This is a genomic window from Telluria sp. AC161 (genome assembly GCF_979258535.1).
Genome location: NZ_OZ409861.1, coordinates 4,586,596 through 4,604,613 on the forward strand (window position 1 = coordinate 4,586,596; position 18,018 = coordinate 4,604,613).

General features: G+C 64.1%; 15 protein-coding genes. 9 read left to right on the top strand and 6 right to left on the bottom strand.

The genetic code is table 11. The features are described from left to right. The first annotated feature begins 32 nt into the window (after positions 1–32). Both ACZ0AJ_RS20435 and pepA read left to right on the top strand, forming a co-directional pair. The gene (locus ACZ0AJ_RS20435) at positions 33–698 is read left to right on the top strand and encodes a class I SAM-dependent methyltransferase (RefSeq protein ID WP_499456254.1); all 666 of its coding nucleotides are present in this window, start codon (positions 33–35) and stop codon (positions 696–698) included. A gap of 183 nt (positions 699–881) precedes the next feature. After that, the gene (gene pepA / locus ACZ0AJ_RS20440; protein ID WP_499456256.1) at positions 882–1,667 is read left to right on the top strand and encodes a flocculation-associated PEP-CTERM protein PepA; all 786 of its coding nucleotides are present in this window, start codon (positions 882–884) and stop codon (positions 1,665–1,667) included. 127 nt (positions 1,668–1,794) lie between these two features. Here the strand turns inward: pepA and ACZ0AJ_RS20445 are convergent, their stop codons facing one another. The 5 genes from ACZ0AJ_RS20445 to icmF form a co-directional block, all read right to left on the bottom strand. Continuing rightward, complete coding sequence (locus ACZ0AJ_RS20445) at positions 1,795–2,673, bottom strand: ThiF family adenylyltransferase (RefSeq protein ID WP_499456257.1); 879 nt, start codon at positions 2,671–2,673, stop codon at positions 1,795–1,797. A gap of 78 nt (positions 2,674–2,751) precedes the next feature. Beyond that, on the bottom strand, positions 2,752–3,423 hold the full coding sequence (locus ACZ0AJ_RS20450; protein ID WP_258837016.1) for a GNAT family N-acetyltransferase: 672 nt from the start codon (positions 3,421–3,423) through the stop codon (positions 2,752–2,754). A 147-nt stretch (positions 3,424–3,570) separates the two neighbouring features. Beyond that, the gene (gene prsT / locus ACZ0AJ_RS20455; RefSeq protein ID WP_499456258.1) at positions 3,571–6,345 is read right to left on the bottom strand and encodes an XrtA/PEP-CTERM system TPR-repeat protein PrsT; all 2,775 of its coding nucleotides are present in this window, start codon (positions 6,343–6,345) and stop codon (positions 3,571–3,573) included. Positions 6,346–6,535: 190 nt separating this feature from the next. Continuing rightward, entirely contained in the window at positions 6,536–6,856 is a 321-nt protein-coding gene (locus ACZ0AJ_RS20460; RefSeq protein WP_499456259.1) for a hypothetical protein, read from the bottom strand. Positions 6,857–6,916: 60 nt separating this feature from the next. Beyond that, positions 6,917–10,222 carry a fused isobutyryl-CoA mutase/GTPase IcmF gene (gene icmF, locus ACZ0AJ_RS20465; RefSeq protein ID WP_499456261.1) on the bottom strand — a complete coding sequence of 1,102 codons (3,306 nt, stop codon included), beginning with the start codon at positions 10,220–10,222 and terminating at the stop codon, positions 6,917–6,919. Positions 10,223–10,422: 200 nt separating this feature from the next. Here icmF and ACZ0AJ_RS20470 point away from each other — a divergent pair, with 200 nt between their 5' ends. Continuing rightward, on the top strand, positions 10,423–11,640 hold the full coding sequence (locus tag ACZ0AJ_RS20470) for a cyclic di-GMP phosphodiesterase (protein WP_499456263.1): 1,218 nt from the start codon (positions 10,423–10,425) through the stop codon (positions 11,638–11,640). 13 nt (positions 11,641–11,653) lie between these two features. Here the strand turns inward: ACZ0AJ_RS20470 and ACZ0AJ_RS20475 are convergent, their stop codons facing one another. After that, positions 11,654–12,688 (bottom strand): GGDEF domain-containing protein, encoded by a 1,035-nt coding sequence (locus ACZ0AJ_RS20475; protein ID WP_499456265.1) that lies wholly within the window; start codon positions 12,686–12,688, stop codon positions 11,654–11,656. Between the two features lie 360 nt (positions 12,689–13,048). Here ACZ0AJ_RS20475 and ACZ0AJ_RS20480 point away from each other — a divergent pair, with 360 nt between their 5' ends. From ACZ0AJ_RS20480 to ACZ0AJ_RS20505, 6 genes are all read left to right on the top strand, one after another. Further along, positions 13,049–13,243, top strand: coding sequence for a Flp family type IVb pilin (locus ACZ0AJ_RS20480; protein ID WP_499456267.1), 195 nt, complete (start codon positions 13,049–13,051; stop codon positions 13,241–13,243). A gap of 58 nt (positions 13,244–13,301) precedes the next feature. Then, a complete protein-coding gene (locus ACZ0AJ_RS20485; RefSeq protein ID WP_499456268.1) occupies positions 13,302–13,847 on the top strand; it encodes an A24 family peptidase in 546 nt (181 codons plus the stop codon). Positions 13,848–13,947: 100 nt separating this feature from the next. Then, positions 13,948–15,312, top strand: coding sequence for a DUF8689 domain-containing protein (locus ACZ0AJ_RS20490; protein ID WP_499456270.1), 1,365 nt, complete (start codon positions 13,948–13,950; stop codon positions 15,310–15,312). After that, complete coding sequence (gene cpaB / locus ACZ0AJ_RS20495) at positions 15,309–16,160, top strand: Flp pilus assembly protein CpaB (RefSeq protein WP_499456272.1); 852 nt, start codon at positions 15,309–15,311, stop codon at positions 16,158–16,160. The genes ACZ0AJ_RS20490 and cpaB overlap by 4 nt, the downstream gene beginning before the upstream one ends. Before the next feature lie 20 nt (positions 16,161–16,180). Continuing rightward, a complete protein-coding gene (locus tag ACZ0AJ_RS20500) occupies positions 16,181–17,716 on the top strand; it encodes a type II and III secretion system protein family protein (RefSeq protein WP_499456274.1) in 1,536 nt (511 codons plus the stop codon). 9 nt (positions 17,717–17,725) lie between these two features. Beyond that, entirely contained in the window at positions 17,726–17,998 is a 273-nt protein-coding gene (locus tag ACZ0AJ_RS20505; RefSeq protein WP_499456276.1) for a hypothetical protein, read from the top strand. The last annotated feature ends 20 nt before the right edge of the window (positions 17,999–18,018 follow it).

Consider the following 18,018-nt stretch of genomic DNA (forward strand, 5'->3'; position numbering starts at 1 on the left):
AGCGCTTCTTGTATATCCAGTGAGGATGCGCCATGACGACAGGTAAGACCAGGGACGAAATCGCCGAAGCCTATTCCTCTGAACCGTGGTGGTACGACCTGCGCGGCTTTTTCATTCTGACCTTCGCCTATAACAGCACGATCGGCACGCAAATGCGCTTCTTCGGGCCGAACTTCGGTCCCGATCACCTGGAAGTGGCCTGCGGCACCGGAACGCTGCTCGAGATGGTGCTGAACTGGCGCCGTCGCCGCAAGCTCCCGCAAGTGAAGGTGACCGGCATCGACTACGCGCCGTCGATGCTCGCCGGCGCCAAGCGCCGCTTTGCCAACAATCCGCAAGTCCAGGTCCAGCACGCCGACGCGGCCCAGCTGCCGTTTGCCGACAACCGCTTCGACACAGCCAATATCGCCAACTCGATCCATTGCTTCCCGACGATCGACGGCGCGCTGCGTGACATCCTGCGTGTGCTGAAGCCGGGCGGGACGATGGCGGCAAATGTGTTGCTGTATCCCACCGGATTCGCGCCGCTGCGTTGGGCTGCGCAGAAGATCAATGACTGGGGCATCCGCAAAGGAATTCTGTACAGCCCGTTTCATATCGAAGAATTGCGCGCCAAGATGTTGGCAGCAGGCTATGAGGTCCAATCGGAGTTTACTTCCGGAAACACATGGAATGTGGTGATCCGCAAACCTGTGTAGGCGTAGTCCGACAGCGTATTTATTACGCGGTAAATATGCTGTCGGTATTTTTTACAGTGATGTTTGATCTTGGTCAGTAAAAATAGCTAACTGTTTGATTTAAAACAAATCTCTTGAGCTGGCACGGTGGTTGCTTATATACCCTCGTGAGCAGTACCCCAGACAACCCAGGAGATTTACGAAATGAACGCTTTTAAGAAAACCATCCTCGCCGCATCGATCGCAGCTGCAACCGTCTTCAGCGGTACTGCCGCAGCAGCACCGTTCAACTCGTTCACCGTTGACCCAATCAACGGCAACCAGGCAAACTTCGTTGCTGACAAGATCACCGGTAACTACACCGAAACCGCGACCTTCAACCCAGATGGTACGTTCAACGTCGCCCTGGTGTGGACTGCTGGCCAGTTCGTCGGCAACGGCGGCAACACTGCATACTCGGCTTTCCAGACCGGCCTGGGTTCGAACTACGGCCTGTTCGCCAACTACTCGGCAAGCGGTACCTACTCGGTCAGCGGTTCGACCACCACGTTCAACTTCCAGCCAGGCACCGGTAGCCTGAACCTGTTCCTCGACACCGATCTGGGCTCGGAAGCCGGCAACGTCCTGCTGGGTTCGGGCAATCCACTGGCTGGCCAGGGCACGCTGAACCCAATGCTGAGCACCTGCTCGAGCCCAAGCAATCCAAACGGCAACGGCATCAACTGCGGCAGCTTCGGTGCATCGAGCTCGTTCGCACTGACCGCAGCTGGCAGCGATTTCTTCATCCTGCCTAACCCGTTCTACTCGATGTCGTTCCAGTCGGGCCAGCTGAATAACTTCACCCCATCGGGCACCCAGACCATCAACGGTTCGCTGGACGTCGTGTTCGAAAACGCAGCTGAAGTGCCAGAGCCAGCATCGGTTGGCCTGCTGGGCCTGGGCATGCTGGGTCTGTACGCAGCACGTCGCCGCAACAAGAAAGCTGCCTAAGAATCACGGGCCTGCTGCGCAGGCCCTGTTCTCAAGCAAGAAAAAAACCACTACCGGTAACGGCAGTGGTTTTTTTTCGTTGTCCGATTCGGCGGCATGATGCGCCGATGAATCAACGCCCAGTCGTTCAGCGGCCGGCAGCCGCCATGCGCGCAAATTGACGCCGGCCAATGGCAATTGCCAGACGCTGGATTGGATGCCGGTTGCCGCCCGGCCGCCACGTGCGCTTGAGCTTGTTGCGGTAGGCGTCGAACTGCATGCCCCAGGGCGCCGCCAGCACATCGCCGCGGCCCAGCAGGATCTTGAGCGACTCGGTGGCAATGATGCCGGCGCACAGCTGGCAAGCCATGAAGGTCGACGGGCCGCGCCGCTCGGCAAAGTTCACCGCCCCTGGCACCATCAGGTAGTTGCGGTGCAGGCCAGCCGGCGCCAGGCCGACCACAAAGCGGATCGCTTTTTCCTGCTCCGGCAAATCGCCCCAGCCAAAATACTCTTCGAACGTCATCTTGCCCGGCATGAAGTTGAGCAGGGCGGCGCCCATGCCCAGTGGCGCAGCCGTGGTGGCCGGGATGCCGAGCCGTGCGCAGGCAGCAAAGGTCTGCTGACGCGCATCGAAGGCGAAGAAGTCGAGCGCGTCGACGTACAGATCGACCCCGGCCAGGAATTCGTCGAGATTGTCGGCATGGACGCCTTCGGGAAATATCTTGGTATCGATGTCGGGGTTGATGTCGCGCGCCATGCGCGCCAGCACGTCAGCCTTGGGCTGCCCGACGGTCGACATCATCGCGCCCACCTGACGGTTAAAGTTGGGAATGTCGAAGGTGTCGAAGTCGGCAATATGAAACTGCGTCACGCCCAGGCGTGCCAGCGTCAGCAGGTGCACGCCGCCGACGCCGCCGCCGCCTGCGATGGCAATGCGCTTGCCGCGTAACTGCTGCTGTTCGGCAGGCGTGACCCAGCCAATATTGCGTGAAAACGCCTGTTCGTACTGAAACGGATTGCTCATCGGGGACATTGCGAAAAGGTAGGGACGAGATGGTCGGCGCCGCAGGAAGTGCAGGGCGCGTACCGGCGGCGCGGGTGCTTATGCCGGATGTGACTCATCCATGCGCAGCAGGCGGTTGATGATACCGCGTTCCTCGCGGGGCGAAAAGAAGTATGGGTAGAACGAGCGCTCTTCGGTTTCGCCATCGGCGGCGAAGGTACCGCCAAAAATGCTGATCTGCTCGGTCACGTATTTCAGATTGACGCGCAGCAGGTAGGCCGGCGCATCGACCCGCGTGTTGATCTTGAGCTCGCCCTCTTTGCGAAACCCCAGCATGCGCTCGTAGAAGCGGCGATGGCGCGGGTTGACCTCGATGATGATGTCGGTGCAGCCATGCATGTCGCGGGCGTAGATGACGGCCAGATGAAACACGTTGGCCAGCGCGGTTTTCGAGCGTACCGACGGGTCGAAGGCAAATTTGGTGAACTCGCACAGCCGCGCGCCGTTGGCGCGGTGGGCATCGAGTTCGGCGCCAAAGACTTCATCGGCCATCAGCCCGACCTCGGAATCGATGCCGATACTGAGCGTACCGACCACGTCGCCCTTGTCGGTGGCGGTGAGTGTGATGCGATTGGGGTCATTGCTCGGCTGGTGATCGCCGGAGTAGCCGCGCCAGGCGTACATCCTGTTGATCAGCATGCTGGCCGAGTTGCGGCCGTCCGACGTATCGGTAAGCCGGATTCCGTATGAATCGTCGTTCACGATAAACATCCTTATTTATGTAATGACATCTTATCTCGACATCAATAAATTGAGCGTTCGATAGGATGAATAAATATCATCGCCAGGATGCTGTATGCAACGGTAAAACAAGGCCGCCACGCGCCATGCGATAGCGTGCGGCGGCAACGTGCCACATTACAGCGTCTTGAGCAGCGCGCGTGCCTCATCGGCTTGTGCGAACGGCGTGTTCGCTGCCAGCAGCTTGTCGAGCTCGCGCTTGGCGCCGGCCTTGTCGCCACTCTTGTTCAGCGCCTGCGCCAGGTGATAACGGATCTCCATGGCATTCGGCGCCTGGGTGCTGGCTTTTTGCAGTAGTGGCAGGCCACGTGCGACATTGCCCTGTTCCACCAGCATCCAGCCCAGCGTATCCATCACGCCCGGATTGTCGCTGGCGACCTTGAATGCCTGCTCGGCAGTTGCCAGTGCCCGTGGGTCCTTCACCTGCTGGTAGGCCCAGGCCAGGTTGTTCAGCACCAGCGGGTTGTCCGGCGCCGTCTTTTGCACGGATTCCAGACGGGTGATGGCCGCCTTGTAATCCTTGCCCGCCATATTGATCTCGGAGACCATCAGCGCCATGCGCGCATCGGACGGGTTCTGGGCCAGCCACTTCTCGGCGCGCGCCAGCGCTTCCTTGCTCTTGCCGCCCGCCTGCATCGCCTGCACGACCTTGGCGTTCAGCTCCGACGACGGCGCCAGCGCTGCGGCTTTTTCATACGCCTGCAAGGCTGGTGCGCTCTTTTGCTGGCTCATCAGGATGTCGCCCTCGAGCACGTAGCCAATCGGCGCTTTCGGTGCGGCTTCCTGTGCCTGGCGAGCGGCTGCCAGTGCATCGTCCGGACGCTTGGCGCGCATTGCTGCGTCCACCTGCATCAGGCGCGCGGGCATGAAATCAGGCTGCAAGTCGACTGCGCGCTTGATGTGGCCGGCTGCGGCACTGTCGTTCTTGAGCATGCGCTGCACCTCGGCCAGGCGAATCTGCGCCGGCGCCGATTTCGGCAGCACATTGGCCAGCTTGCTGTAGGTGTCGAGCGCGCCGTTCAGATCCTTGGTGGCGACCTGCGACTGGCCCAGCAGTTCGAGCACGCCGGCATCGGTCGGATTCGTGGTCTGCAATTTGCGCGCCAGCGTCAGCGCCTTTGGCGCCTGGTCGGTGCGCAGGTAGTGCGCGCCCAGCTTCAGGGCCGGGGCCGTTGCCTGTGGATTGGCCGTGCTGGCTTTTTCGAACCAGGTGGTCGCTTCGGCCGTGTTCTTCTGCAGCAGCGCCAGCTCACCCAATGCCGCCATCGCGTCGGCATTGTTCTTGTCTTTCTCGAGGAAGGCCGTGAAGCGCGCCTTGGCAGCGTCCGGCTTTTTCTCCTGCATGTCCAGGCGCGCCAGATTGGTCACGGCCGGCAGGAACGTCGGCTGCAACTGCACGGCTTTCTCGAACGCCGCGCGTGCTGGCGCATTCTTGCCCTGGACCATATACACGGCGCCCTTGAGCTGCTGCACCTGCGCACTGTCCGGCTGCTGCTTTTCGAGCGACGCCACGGCGGCCTCGGCGCGGTCGTAGCGCTTCATGCCCATCTCGGTCTGCACCAGTGCCATCGTGGCCTGGAGCGATTTCGGATCGAGCGTCGCGGCCGCTTCAAGTTCGCTCAGGCCACGGGCTTGGTCGCCCTGTGCCAGGCGCGACAGGCCAAGCGAGGTACGCACGGCGGCAGCTTGCGGCGCCAGCGTGGCAGCCTGCTGGAGGTAGCTGCTGGCCTTGTCGAAGTCACGCACCTGCATGTACGACTCGCCTGCCAGGGCCAGCAGTTGCGCATCCTGCGGCGCGTCCTTCAGGGCTGGCGCCAGGGTTGCGGCGGCATCGGCTGGCTGCGAATTGCGCAGTTGCGCCTGGGCCAGCAGCTTGCGTGCATAGACATTGTTCGGATTGCTTTGCAGGTATTTGCGCAGATGCTGCTCGGCCTGCTGGGTGCCGCCCAGGTTCAGCTCGGATGCGCCGGCCAGCAGAATGCTTGGCTGGTGATCGGGCGCGATCTTGAGGATTTTGGCCAGCGCGTCTTTCGCTGCCGAGTATTTACCTTGCGAGAACTCGAACAGGGCGCGGGTGTACACCACCAGCAGGCTGCCCGGCGAATTCTTTTCTGCTGCCTCGACTTCGACCTTGGCCGCATCGAACTTGCCGCGCGCGATCTCGACGTACGCCTTTTCAATATGGGCGCCGCGGTGATCCGGTTTCAGCTTGAGCGCCTGGTCATACGACGCCAGGGCTTCGTCCGGCTTGTTCGTCATGCGCAGCATCGAGCCGCGCATCATGTAGGCTTCGGGATTTTTCGGATCCTTGGCCACAGCATCCTCGACATAACGCTGTGCTGTTTCGCGGTCGCCTTTGGCGGCGGCCATGCGCGCCATGCCCATCAGGGCCTCGCCCGAATTGGCATCGGCTGCCAGCGCGGCGGCGTAGGCCTGCTGCGCTTCTTCCGGCTTGCCGCTGCCGAGCAGCGCGTCAGCGCGCAGGCTCAGCAGTGGGGCCGAACCGGCCGCCGCTTCGGGCGTGATCTCGGTCAGCACTTCCTTGAACTTGCCTTGCTGCGTCAGCGCCTGGCCAAGCAGCGGCAGCACGCGCGCCGCCGGGATGTTCAGCGAACGGGCGCGGCCGAATTCTTTTTCAGCCGACACGGCGTCGCCAGTCGACAATTGCAGGGTACCCAGCGCCATGCGCGCTTCGCCATTTTCCGGGCTGTTTGCCACGGCATTCTTCAACTGGATCAGCGCCGCCTTGATATCGCCCTTTTTTTGATAGTCAGTGGCTTCAGCCAGCAGGGTCTCGGTCGACTGGGTGCGGTTGCAACCGGACAGACCGGCAGCAAGGATGGCGCCGGACAGCAGGGCGGTAAGAGTAAGCTTGGTAGCGTGGCGCGACATGTGGGATTCCTCAGGCAGTGGAGTTCGTTGTTTCGCCAGATAGCGAAATTCCTCAACAACAAATAATACCTGAAGGAACAGCGTCGCCAACGTGCAAACGGATGCAATTGTTGCAAATTCCAGCCACAGGTAACAGCAAAAAAGTGAGAGCAATTGTTACCAAGACTGGAAGCGGCAGGCGCAGCCCTTGTCACTCGTCGTCGCTGCCGGGACCGCCCCGCAGACGTTGCAGCAAGGCATCGACATGTTCGCCTACGGGCAAGCCATGGCGCCGTAATAACTGTACGTGGAGCACGAGGTTTTCCAGCACCAGCTTGGCCGAGACGGCAAGCAGCGTCATCAGTCGATCTTCCTGGCTGAAGTTTTCCATCGCCGCCGCCATCTCGCACAGGTGACTGGCGACGAGGTCGCGCAGTTCGTCTTCGGGAAAGGGGAGGTCGGCGAAGTCGATCGGGTCTTCCTGTTCGACTTCGCGCATCAGGGCGGCGAGTTGTGCGGGGCGGATTGGCATGAATGACTCCGTGGTGTTCACGAAGTCATTCTAGGCCGTTTGCCGACGCCGTTATTACAATTACATATTGCGCCGATACTGGCCGCCCACTTCAAACAGCGCCGTCGTGATCTGCCCCAGCGAGCACACGCGTACGGCATCCATCAGGTGCGCAAACACGTTCTGGTTGTCGATTGCGGCCTGGCGCAGCGCGGCCAGGGCGGCGGGCGCGGCGTCCGCGTGGCGCGTGTGGAAGGCGTCCAGACGCTGCAGCTGCGATTGCTTTTCGTCGTCGGTCGAGCGCGCCAGTTCGATGGTGGCCGGTGCGCCCGAGCCTTTCGGGTTGCGGAAGGTATTGACGCCGATGATCGGCAGCGTGCCGTCGTGCTTCTGGTGCTCGTACAGCATCGACTCTTCCTGGATCTTGCCGCGCTGGTAGCCGGTTTCCATCGCGCCCAGCACGCCGCCACGTTCGGCGATGCGCTCGAATTCCTGCAGCACCTGCTCTTCGACCAGGTCGGTCAGTTCATCCATGATGAACGCGCCCTGGTTCGGGTTCTCGTTCTTGGCCAGGCCCCATTCGCGGTTGATGATCAGCTGGATGGCCAGCGCACGGCGTACCGATTCATCGGTCGGCGTGGTGATCGCTTCGTCGTAGGCATTGGTGTGCAGCGAATTGCAGTTGTCGTAGATCGCGATCAGCGCCTGCAGCGTGGTGCGGATGTCGTTGAAGTCGATCTCTTGCGCGTGCAGCGAACGGCCTGACGTCTGGATGTGGTACTTGAGCTTTTGCGAGCGGTCGTTGGCGCCGTAGCGCTCGCGCATGGCCACGGCCCACAGGCGGCGTGCGACGCGCCCGAGCACCGTGTATTCCGGGTCCATGCCGTTCGAGAAGAAGAACGACAGGTTCGGCGCGAAGTCGTCGATGTGCATCCCGCGCGCCAGGTAGGCTTCGACGAACGTGAAGCCGTTCGACAGCGTGAACGCCAGTTGCGAGATCGGATTGGCGCCCGCTTCGGCAATGTGATAACCCGAGATCGACACCGAGTAGAAGTTGCGCACGCCGTGGCGCACGAAATACTCCTGGATGTCGCCCATGACCTTCAGCGAAAACTCGGTCGAGAAGATGCAGGTGTTCTGGCCCTGGTCTTCCTTCAGGATGTCGGCCTGCACGGTGCCGCGCACGCTGGTGAGCACCCAGGCACGGATTTTTTCGCTTTCGTCCGGCGTGGGCTGGCGGCCGTTATCGTGCGCGAACTTGTCGATCTGCTGGTCGATCGCCGTATTCATGAACATCGCCAGGATGGTCGGCGCCGGGCCGTTGATCGTCATCGATACCGACGTCGACGGGCTGCACAGGTCGAAGCCGTCGTACAGCACCTTCATGTCGTCCAGCGTGGCAATCGACACGCCCGAGTTGCCGACCTTGCCGTAGATATCGGGCCGCAGCGCCGGGTCGGCGCCGTACAGCGTGACCGAATCGAACGCCGTCGACAGGCGCTTGGCATCCATCCCCGTCGAGACGAGCTTGAAGCGTTTGTTGGTGCGGAACGCGTCACCTTCGCCCGCGAACATGCGGGTCGGATCTTCGCCTTCGCGCTTGAACGGGAACACACCGGCCGTGTAAGGAAACGCGCCCGGCACGTTTTCGAGCATCAGAAAGCGCAGGATTTCGCCGTGGTCTTCAAAGCGTGGCAGCGCGACCTTGCGGATCGGGTTGCCCGACAAGGTTTTTGTGACCAGACGTGTGCGGATTTCCTTGTCGCGCACGTGCGTGACGTAGTCGTCGCCGGCATACGCGGCCTGCAGCGCGGGCCAGGCTGCCACGAGAGTTTTGGCTTCGCCATCCATCGCGTTGTCGCGTTCGGCCATCAGGCCGTCGAGCGCGTCGCCCGTGGCGGCGTTCTGGCCAGCCGCCAGCAGCATGCGCTTCGATTCGCCCAGTTGCTGGCGCTCGCGTGCGAGTTTCACCTGGCGCGCCACGTGGCGGTGGTAGCTACGCACGGTGTCGGCGATCTCGGCCAGGTAGCGGCTGCGCGCCGGCGGCACGATCACGTTCTTGCCGCTCGAGTAGCGCAGCGCCGGCGCGGGCAGGCTGCTCGCATCGATCGGCAGGCCGAGCGCCGCGAGCCGGGGCAGCAGGCCGTGGTACAGCGCCGTCACGCCATCGTCGTTGAAGCGCGACGCCTGGGTGCCGAACACCGGCATCTGGTCCGGGCTCTGGCTCCACAATTCGCGGTTGCGCTGGTACTGCTTGGCCACGTCGCGCAGCGCATCGAGCGCGCCCTTGCGGTCGAACTTGTTGATGGCGATGAAGTCGGCGAAATCGAGCATGTCGATTTTTTCGAGCTGCGAAGCAGCGCCGAACTCCGGCGTCATCACGTACATCGACGTGTCGACGTGCGGCACGATGGCGGCGTCGCCCTGGCCGATGCCCGACGTCTCGACGATCACGAGGTCGAACCCGGTCACCTTGCAGGCGGCGATCACGTCGGGCAGCGCCTGCGAGATTTCCGAGCCAGCGTCGCGCGTGGCCAGCGAGCGCATGAAGACGCGCGTCTGCCCGTTCCACGGACTGATCGCATTCATGCGGATGCGGTCGCCCAGCAGCGCGCCGCCGGACTTGCGGCGTGACGGGTCGATCGAGATCACGGCGATGTTCAGGCGGTCGCCCTGGTCGAGGCGGATACGGCGGATCAGTTCATCGGTCAGCGACGATTTACCGGCGCCGCCGGTGCCGGTGATGCCCAGCGTCGGCACGCGCAGCGTCGCGGCGTGTTCGAGGATCTGTGCGCGCAGCGCGGCGTCGACCTTGTCGTTTTCCAGCGCCGTGATCAGCTGCGCCAGCGGGCGATGGCGCGCGGCCAGCTCGCCCTGCTGCAGCGCCGCCAGTGTGGTCGGGGCATACGGCGACAGGTCGACGTCGCAGGCTTGCAGCATCGCGTGGATCATGCCGACCAGGCCCATGCGCTGGCCGTCTTCGGGACTGAAAATGCGGGTAACGCCGTACGCGTGCAATTCGTCGATCTCGTGCGCGACGATCACGCCGCCGCCACCGCCGAACACCTTGATGTGCGCGCCGCCGCGCTCGCGCAGCAGGTCGATCATGTACTTGAAGTATTCGACGTGGCCGCCCTGGTAGCTCGAGATGGCGATGCCCTGCGCGTCCTCGGCCAGTGCCGCCGTGACGACATCATCGACCGAGCGGTTGTGGCCCAGGTGGATCACCTCGGCGCCGTTCGATTGCAGGATGCGCCGCATGATGTTGATCGAGGCGTCGTGACCGTCGAACAGCGAAGCGGCGGTAACGAAGCGCACCTTGTTGGCCAGTTGCGGGGTAGCAGGGGCGGGGGCGGCCAGCGTGGCGGCGGCGGTTGTATCGTTCATGGATAGCAGTCCTTGTAGGCGGGCGGACGAGGGGTACTGGTACGGTAGCTGACGTTAACGTTAACGTCAAGTAGTGAACAAATGAACCGGTTTCATGAAGTTTACTAGAGATAACATTAAGTGATTTATTGCAATCATTTGGTATACTTCCTGCATAGCGCGTGGGCACACCCGCGCCGGTGACCAGAGGGGTACGTCAGATGTTGAAAAAAGTGGATGCGTCACAGCTCAGGGTTGGCATGTTCATCCACGATCTCGATTGTGGCTGGATGGAGCATCCATTTGTGCGCAGTCAGTTCCTGCTGTCTTGCGAGAGCGAAATCCAGAAAATCCGCGATGCGCGCATCCACGGCGTCGTGATCGATTGCAGCCGCGGCATGGATGTGGACGCGCCCACGCTGGCCCAGGCGCAGGCAGCCACCGAAGCCGAAGTGACGGTGCTGGCCACCACCGCGACCAGTCGGGTACGATTCTCCGTTGGCGAGGAACTGCAACGCGCGGCGACGGTGCGGCGTGAAGCGGTGGGCGTGGTGCGCACGGTGATGCAGGACGCGCGGCTGGGCAAGGCCGTCCACCTCGACGAGGTCGGGCCGGTCGTGCAGAACATCACCGAATCGATCCTGCGCAACGCGGGTGCCTTGCTCGGCCTGTTGCAGATCAAGAACAAGGACGATTACACATTCCTGCATTCGGTGAGCGTGTGCACGCTGCTGGTGGCATTCTGCCGCTCACGCAATCTGGATGACGAGCGCATCTACCAGGCCGGCATCGGCGGGCTGCTGCACGACACCGGCAAGGCGCTGGTGCCGGATGCGATTCTCAACAAGGTGGGGCGCCTGACCGACGCCGAGTTTGCCATCGTCAAGCGCCACCCGCGCGATGGCCACGACATCCTGCTGCGCACGCCCGGCATCGGCGCCATACCGCTCGACATCACGCTGCACCACCACGAGCGGCGCGATGGCAGCGGTTATCCGGACCACCAGGCCGGGGACGCGATCAGCGAACTGGCGCAGATGGCGGCCATTGTCGACGTGTACGACGCGATTACGTCGGAGCGCTGCTATCACAAGGGGGTGGCGCCGGCCGAAGCGCTGCGCAAGCTGTATGAGTGGAGCAAATTCCACTTCGATCCTGCCCTGGTTCAGGAATTCATGCGCTGCGTCGGGATCTACCCGGTCGGCACGCTGGTGCTGCTGGAATCGGGCCGCCTGGGCGTGGTGGTCGAGCCGCACGAAACGAGCCTGCTCACGCCGAAGGTCAACGTGTTCTTCCATACCCGGGAGCAGCGTTACATCAAACCCGAAACCGTCGATCTGTCACGGCCGCTGGGCTTTGGTGGCGGTGACCGCATCCTGCGTCACGAGTCGGCCGAGAAGTGGCAGGTCGAACCGCTGCGCTTCATGCAGGTCGCCTGAGCGAGCAACGCGTTCAGAAGAATTCGGCGGTGTCGTTGGTCGTGACGGTCTGCAGCAGGCCGCCATCGACCAGCGCTTCGTAATGGCAGACGCGGTTGCGGCCGTTGGCCTTGGCGAAATACAGCGCCTGGTCGGCGTGGCCGAGCGTGACGACCGGCGAATCGGCCGCGCTGACGCTTGTAAAGCCGATGCTGACAGTAACTTGCCCCACTTGCGGGAAATGGTGGCTTTCGACATCGAGACGAAAGCGCTCGATGATGCGGCGCGCGTTCTCAAGCGTCGTCGAACGCAGCAGCACCACGAACTCTTCGCCGCCAAAGCGGAACACCCGGTCCTGCGTACGGAAGGACGACTGCAGCAGGTTGGCGATCAGGATCAGGACCTCGTCGCCATACAGGTGGCCGAAGCGGTCGTTGACCGTCTTGAAGTGGTCGACGTCGACCACGGCCAGCCACTGCGCCTGCGCCCCGTGCTGCCCGCGCCGCTCGGCCAGGCCGGGCATGACGGGATCGGCGTCCGTTGCCAGCAGCATGCGCGCCAGCTGGTCGTCGAAGGTCTTGCGGTTGAGCAGGCCCGTGAGCGAATCGCGTTCGCTGTAATCGAGCAGATTCTGGAAATTGCGGTACACGCTGACGATGCCGCTGACCATGTACAGCGCTTCCGGCGTGAACGGGGTGTCGTGGGCGATCTCGAGGCAAGTATCAGCCCGCTCGCCAAACCAGATCGGCAGCCACAGGCGGCGCAAGCCATCCTGGCCCATGCCTTGGGCGCGCGTGGCGTGCTGGCGCAGGCACGCCTCGAGTTCGGGATAGGTGGCGATCGGCTCGCCCGGCCCGCTGTCCTGGGGTTCTTCCGGGCAGGCGACGCCGCCGGCCTGGATGCAGGCGCGCGAGCGCACGAACAGCTGGTCGGCAACGCTGGAAATGCCCAGGACCCGGGTCTGGTTCGCGCCCGATAGTTCCTGGACCGCCGAGATCACCGAGATGTCCAGCATCGCATGATCGCGGTGGCCAGTCATGTCCACCATGTGTCGCAGCAGGGAATCCATGTCGTCGTTGTCAGGCCAGCCAAAGCACGAAAAAAAAGACCCTGCAGATGGCGTGGGATGACGCACAAGAGGGCCGGAAGTGCCGCATTTTTCAGCGGCCAAGCAAAACAGCATAATGCTTTTTTGTACTAGCGGCAACTATTCTTGGCGATTTTTCTCCTGCGTCACCGGGTCGCGACACAGGGGCCCGTGAACCTTGTTTTTCCTCAGGTAAAAATATTTCCACTTGGAAAAACTGCGCCTCATCAAATTGCCGCTCGGCACTAATGCCTATAGTCAACTTACTGGCACACGTTACATAGCAGGGGCGACCGGGCCCGGTCGCAGCCAGTATTTTTCAACCACTAAAGGAGTTTTGTCATGAGCACGATTACCTCCGCCATCAAAGCCTTCATCGCAGACGAAAACGGTGTGACTGCCATCGAGTATGGCCTGATCGCTGCACTCATCGGCGTCGCAATGGCCACCGTGGCTGGCGAGGTCGGTACTGGCATCAAGGAAACGTTCGAGTACATCCGGGATCAGCTGAACGCCGCTAACCCGACTGCACCGTAATCCGTGTGCCCCCCGGGTCGCAGTCCGGCCCCGGGGGGCATTTTTTCTGGAGCCGATCATGGATATCGCACACTACCTCGACACGCTGCTGCTGCTGCTGGTGACGGCCGCCGCGATTAAGGACCTGGAAAGTCGGCGCATTCCCAATTTTCTGTTGCTCGCTGGTGTACTCGGCGCGCTGCTGCTGCACCTGCTGTCGCCCCGGCCAGTGACGGCGCTGCTGTCCGCATTGGGCGGCTGCGCGACCGGCCTGGCGTTGCTGCTGCCGTTCTATCTGCTGCGCGGCATGGCCGCCGGCGACGTCAAGATGATGGCCGCCGTCGGCGTCTTTACCGGCGCGGGCGACGCGCTGCGCATCGCCATCCTGGCCTGGTGCGCAGGCGGCGTGATGGTGCTGGTGGTTCTGATTGTCAAAGGGCGGCTGCGCCTGGCCCTGGCCAATCTGTGGGCCATGTTGCTGCCCATTCTGCTGCGCCTGCAACGCTTGCCGAGCCCGGAGAACAACGGCCGGCCCAGCGCTGGCGCGATTCCGTATGGCGTGGCCATTGCTGCCGGGACGATCGTGCATCTGGTCGGTCGTTACGGCGCCACGCCCCTCGCCTGATCGCTGCGGCTGCTCTTGTCAGGCATCAAGTGCCGCAAATAGATGCTCGTTAGAATCAATTGAGGTTTTCCCAGAACCAACTTCAGCAGCAGGAGACGTCATGATCGGAGTGTTATCGGCCGCCGCGCCGACCGGACCGGATGCATCGTTGTCCCTGTCGGCGCCGGGTTTTGATGCGGATGGCAATCTCGCCGCCGTGCTGCCGCGCCAGCCGCGCACGGTGCGCGACACGGGGCTCGACGCCCGCCTGGTGACGGCGCTCGTGGTCAAGACCCTGCATGCCGACGGCAAGACGCCGCTGTCTCAATTGACTGGACGCCTGCGGCTGTCGGTCAGCGTGCTGCGCGAAGTGCTGCAGGCCCTGGTGGGCACCCAGCAGGCCGAAGTCGCGTATTCCGGCGACAGCGATCTCGATGTGCACTACCAGTTGACCACTCTGGGCCAGCGCGCGGCGGGCGAATACCTGGCCGAATCGCGCTATGTCGGCCCGGCGCCGGTAACGCTGGGCGCGTGGCGCGCCGTGGTCACGCGCCAGTCGCAGCGCCAGCCCGATGCTGCGCGCGTCACGCGCACCGAGCTCGATGCGGTGCTCGACGGCGACGGCCTGGCGCCGGCCATTCGCGAGCAGATCGGCGCTGCCCTGTATTCGGGCCGCCCGCTGCTGCTGTACGGGCCGTCCGGCAGCGGCAAGACGTCACTGGCGCGCAAGCTGGCGCGCCTGCGCCAGGATCCGATCGCGGTGCCGTATGCGGTGCTGGTCAACCACGAAATCATCCAGCTGCACGACCTGACGCTGCATCCCCTCCCACTGCACGTGCGCGCCCTCGAAGAACGCCGCAGCGGCGATGCACGCTGGGCCCTGAGCCAGCGTCCGCTGGTACACGTGGGGCCGGAGCTGGCGCGCGACATGCTCGAGCTGCGCACTGATCTGGGCAGCGGGGTGCTGCACGCGCCGCCCCACATCCTGGCCAACAACGGTTTGCTGGTGGTGGACGATGTGGGCCGCCAGCGCGTGCCGCCGGGCGAACTGCTGCACCGCTGGCTTGGCGCGCTCGAAGCAGGCCTGGACCATGTCACGGTGCCGGGCGGCGCCACGCACGTCCTGCCGTTCGATGTGAGCCTGGTGCTGGTCACCAGCCTGGCGCCGGAGTCGGTGCTCGACGAGGCCTGCCTGCGCCGTATCGGCTACCGGATTCCGGTGGGGCCGCTGTCGGAGCAGAGTTATCGCGCGCTGCTGCGGCGCCAGGCGCGGCAGCGCCGGATCGACCTGGATGACAGCGCGATCGCGTTCCTGATCGAGCACCTGCACCGCCGCACCGGGCGCGCGCTGCTGGCCGCCTATCCGCACGAGCTGCTGGGCCGGATCGCCGACTTCGCGGGCTTCTCCGGCCAGGCCCCGTGCTGCGATGTCGATGGCCTGACGCGCGCGTGGTACAGCCTGTTCGGCGAAGGGGACGCACCATGAAAAACCAACGGGCCGTGATCATGATGGCGCTGGCCGTGGTGCTTGGCCTGCTGGCCGTGGCGCTGGCCGCGCGCTGGCTGCTCAATGCGCCAGTGCCCGCTGCCGGCAGGATCGTTGTCGCAAAAAACGACATCGACATCGGCCAGCGCCTGACCCCCGCGCTGTTCATCGTGGTGGACTGGCCCACTGCCAGCGTGCCCAAGGGCGCGTTCACCGAACCCCAGCCGCTGAACGGCCGGGTCCTGCGCAGCAGCCTGCTCGCGGGCGAACCGGTCAGCGAAGCCAAGCTGGCCCCGGCCGGTACGCTGGGCGGCCTGTCGGCCCTGATCACCGAAGGCAAGCGCGCAATCACCGTGCGCGTCAACGACGTGATCGGCGTGGCCGGCTTCGCCTTACCGGGCAACTATGTCGACATCATCGTCAGCACCGAGACGGTGCCCGATCCGAACGCCCCGCAGGCGCGTGCGCACAGCATCTCGAAGATCGTCCTGGAGCGCATCCTGGTGCTGGCGGTGGCCCAGGAAGTCGGCCGTGACGAGACCAAGCCCAAGGTCGTCAATGCCGTCACGCTCGAAGTCACGCCCGAACAGGCCGAAAAGCTGGACCTGGCGCGCAGCGTCGGCACGCTGTCGCTGGCGCTGCGCAACCAGATCGATCCTGCCGCCACTGCCACCACCGGCGCGACCAAGGAGAACCTGCTGCCGGCGCCGCCCGCAGCCCCGGTTGTGCTGCGCGCTGTGGCACCACCGCGGGTGCAGCTGGTGCGGGCGCCGGCGCCACCGCGGGCGCCGCACCGCGAATGCATCAGCGTCATCAACGGCCTGCACGCATCGCAGGAATGCTTCTGATGTCTTCGACTGGACCGATCATGCAACGACATTCCACGATCGCACTGCGCGCCTGCCTGGCGACTGTTTTGGCAGGCCTGAGCGCGCTGGCCCTGGCTGCCCCGGCAGGCAAAAAAACGGTACCGCCTGACGTGGCAGCGCAGCCCGGGCTGCGCCTGAACGGCGGGTGCCAGGGCGAGGCCGCGCGTCCGGCCACCATGGCGCTCCAGATGGGCAAGTCGACCATGCTGCGCCTGCCCGAAGCAGTCACCCAGCGCAGCGTCGGCAACCCGGCCGTCGTGCAGGCGATGCTGGTCGCGCCGGACACGCTGTATATCGCCGCCGTCGATGTCGGCACCACCAATATGATCGTGCAGGGCCGCAGCGGCGCGTGCAGCGTGATCGACATCACGGTCGCGATGGACCCGGCCAGTCTGCAAGCGATGCTGGGCCTCGCCATGCCGCACGAGAAGGATATCCGGGTGATGGCCGCGAATGACACGCTGGTGCTGACCGGCACCGTCAGCGACGCTGCCGCCGTCAACCACGCCGTGGAACTGGCCGGCGCCTATGTGCGCCGCCCGCTGCGCCAGTTGCCGGCGGCCGACAAGGACAACGCGACCGACGGCGTGATCCAGATCGGCAATGGCAGCGGCGGCGGCGCGGCTGCCGGGGCAGGTGGCGCCAGCGCCCGCGTGATCAACCTGCTGGCGGTCAGCGCGCCCCAGCAGGTGCAGCTCGAGGTCAAGGTGGCCGAAGTCGCGCGCACGCTGCTCGAGCGACTGGAAACCGGGGTGCGCCTGAGCTTCGGGTCGGGCAGCTGGACCACCACGCTGGCCACCGATTTTCTCAGCGGGCTGGCGCGCGGCGGCCTGGCCGGCCTGAAGACCAACGGCAACCGCTTCGGCATCGACACCGACAAGCTCGATGGCCTGGTGCGCATCCTGGCCGAACCGAACGTGCTGGCCATCAGCGGCCAGGAAGGTGCGTTCCTGGCCGGCGGCAAGTTCTTCATCCCGGTGGCGCAGGACAATAACAAGGTGACGCTGGAAGAGAAGGAATTCGGCGTCGGCCTGCGCTTTACCCCGACGGTGCTGGGCGGAGGCCTCATCAACCTGAAGGTCGCGCCCGAAGTGTCGGAGCTGTCGCGCGAAGGGATCGGCATCAGCGCCGCCGGCATTGCGGGCACCGCGATCATGCCGCTGTTGACCACGCGCCGCGCCAGCACCACGGTGCAGCTGCACGACGGCCAGAGCTTCGCCATCGGTGGCCTGGTGCGCAACAATCTGGTCGCCAACCTGAAAGGCCTGCCGGGACTGAGCGACGTGCCGATACTGGGCGCGCTGTTTCGCAGCACCGACTTCCAGCAGGAGCGCACCGAACTGGTCTTCGTCATCACGGCGCGTCTGGTCAAGCCGCTGCCGGCCGGCAGTCTGAGCTTGCCGACCGACCGGTTCGATGCGCCGTCGCGCGCCGGCGTGCTGCTTGGCGGTCGCCTCGAAGGCACGCCCGCCGTTGGCACGGCGCCTGTCCCACCCGCACCGGCGCCGGCCGCCGGCGGCCCCGAACCGGAATAGGAGAGCAGCATGGCATCCACATTCATACGCCGGGCGGCGCTGGCGCTGCTGGCCTGCGGCGCGCAGGGCTGCATCTCGAGCACGCCGCACTGGGACAGCCAGTTCGGCGCGGCGACCCGCGCCAACCTGGCCGCGCAGACGATCGACCCGGCTGCGGGCGCCAGCCGCAACCCCGCCGCAGGGCTCGATGGCCGGGCCGCGCGCGCGGCCATCGACAACTACGAGCGCTCGTTCGCCCAACCGGACACCGGCCAGCCGGCGCCCATGATCCGTGCGCAGTAAGCGCGCGGCCCTACCTTTAT

Bases quoted from the DNA above. Each gene is read 5' to 3' on its own strand.
- ACZ0AJ_RS20435 (WP_499456254.1), top strand. From the start codon at position 33: ATGACGACAGGTAAGACCAGGGACGAAATCGCCGAAGCCTATTCCTCT.
- pepA (WP_499456256.1), top strand. From the start codon at position 882: ATGAACGCTTTTAAGAAAACCATCCTCGCCGCATCGATCGCAGCTGCA.
- ACZ0AJ_RS20445 (WP_499456257.1), bottom strand. From the start codon at position 2,673: ATGAGCAATCCGTTTCAGTACGAACAGGCGTTTTCACGCAATATTGGC.
- ACZ0AJ_RS20450 (WP_258837016.1), bottom strand. From the start codon at position 3,423: ATGTTTATCGTGAACGACGATTCATACGGAATCCGGCTTACCGATACG.
- prsT (WP_499456258.1), bottom strand. From the start codon at position 6,345: ATGTCGCGCCACGCTACCAAGCTTACTCTTACCGCCCTGCTGTCCGGC.
- ACZ0AJ_RS20460 (WP_499456259.1), bottom strand. From the start codon at position 6,856: ATGCCAATCCGCCCCGCACAACTCGCCGCCCTGATGCGCGAAGTCGAA.
- icmF (WP_499456261.1), bottom strand. From the start codon at position 10,222: ATGAACGATACAACCGCCGCCGCCACGCTGGCCGCCCCCGCCCCTGCT.
- ACZ0AJ_RS20470 (WP_499456263.1), top strand. From the start codon at position 10,423: ATGTTGAAAAAAGTGGATGCGTCACAGCTCAGGGTTGGCATGTTCATC.
- ACZ0AJ_RS20475 (WP_499456265.1), bottom strand. From the start codon at position 12,688: ATGGATTCCCTGCTGCGACACATGGTGGACATGACTGGCCACCGCGAT.
- ACZ0AJ_RS20480 (WP_499456267.1), top strand. From the start codon at position 13,049: ATGAGCACGATTACCTCCGCCATCAAAGCCTTCATCGCAGACGAAAAC.
- ACZ0AJ_RS20485 (WP_499456268.1), top strand. From the start codon at position 13,302: ATGGATATCGCACACTACCTCGACACGCTGCTGCTGCTGCTGGTGACG.
- ACZ0AJ_RS20490 (WP_499456270.1), top strand. From the start codon at position 13,948: ATGATCGGAGTGTTATCGGCCGCCGCGCCGACCGGACCGGATGCATCG.
- cpaB (WP_499456272.1), top strand. From the start codon at position 15,309: ATGAAAAACCAACGGGCCGTGATCATGATGGCGCTGGCCGTGGTGCTT.
- ACZ0AJ_RS20500 (WP_499456274.1), top strand. From the start codon at position 16,181: ATGCAACGACATTCCACGATCGCACTGCGCGCCTGCCTGGCGACTGTT.
- ACZ0AJ_RS20505 (WP_499456276.1), top strand. From the start codon at position 17,726: ATGGCATCCACATTCATACGCCGGGCGGCGCTGGCGCTGCTGGCCTGC.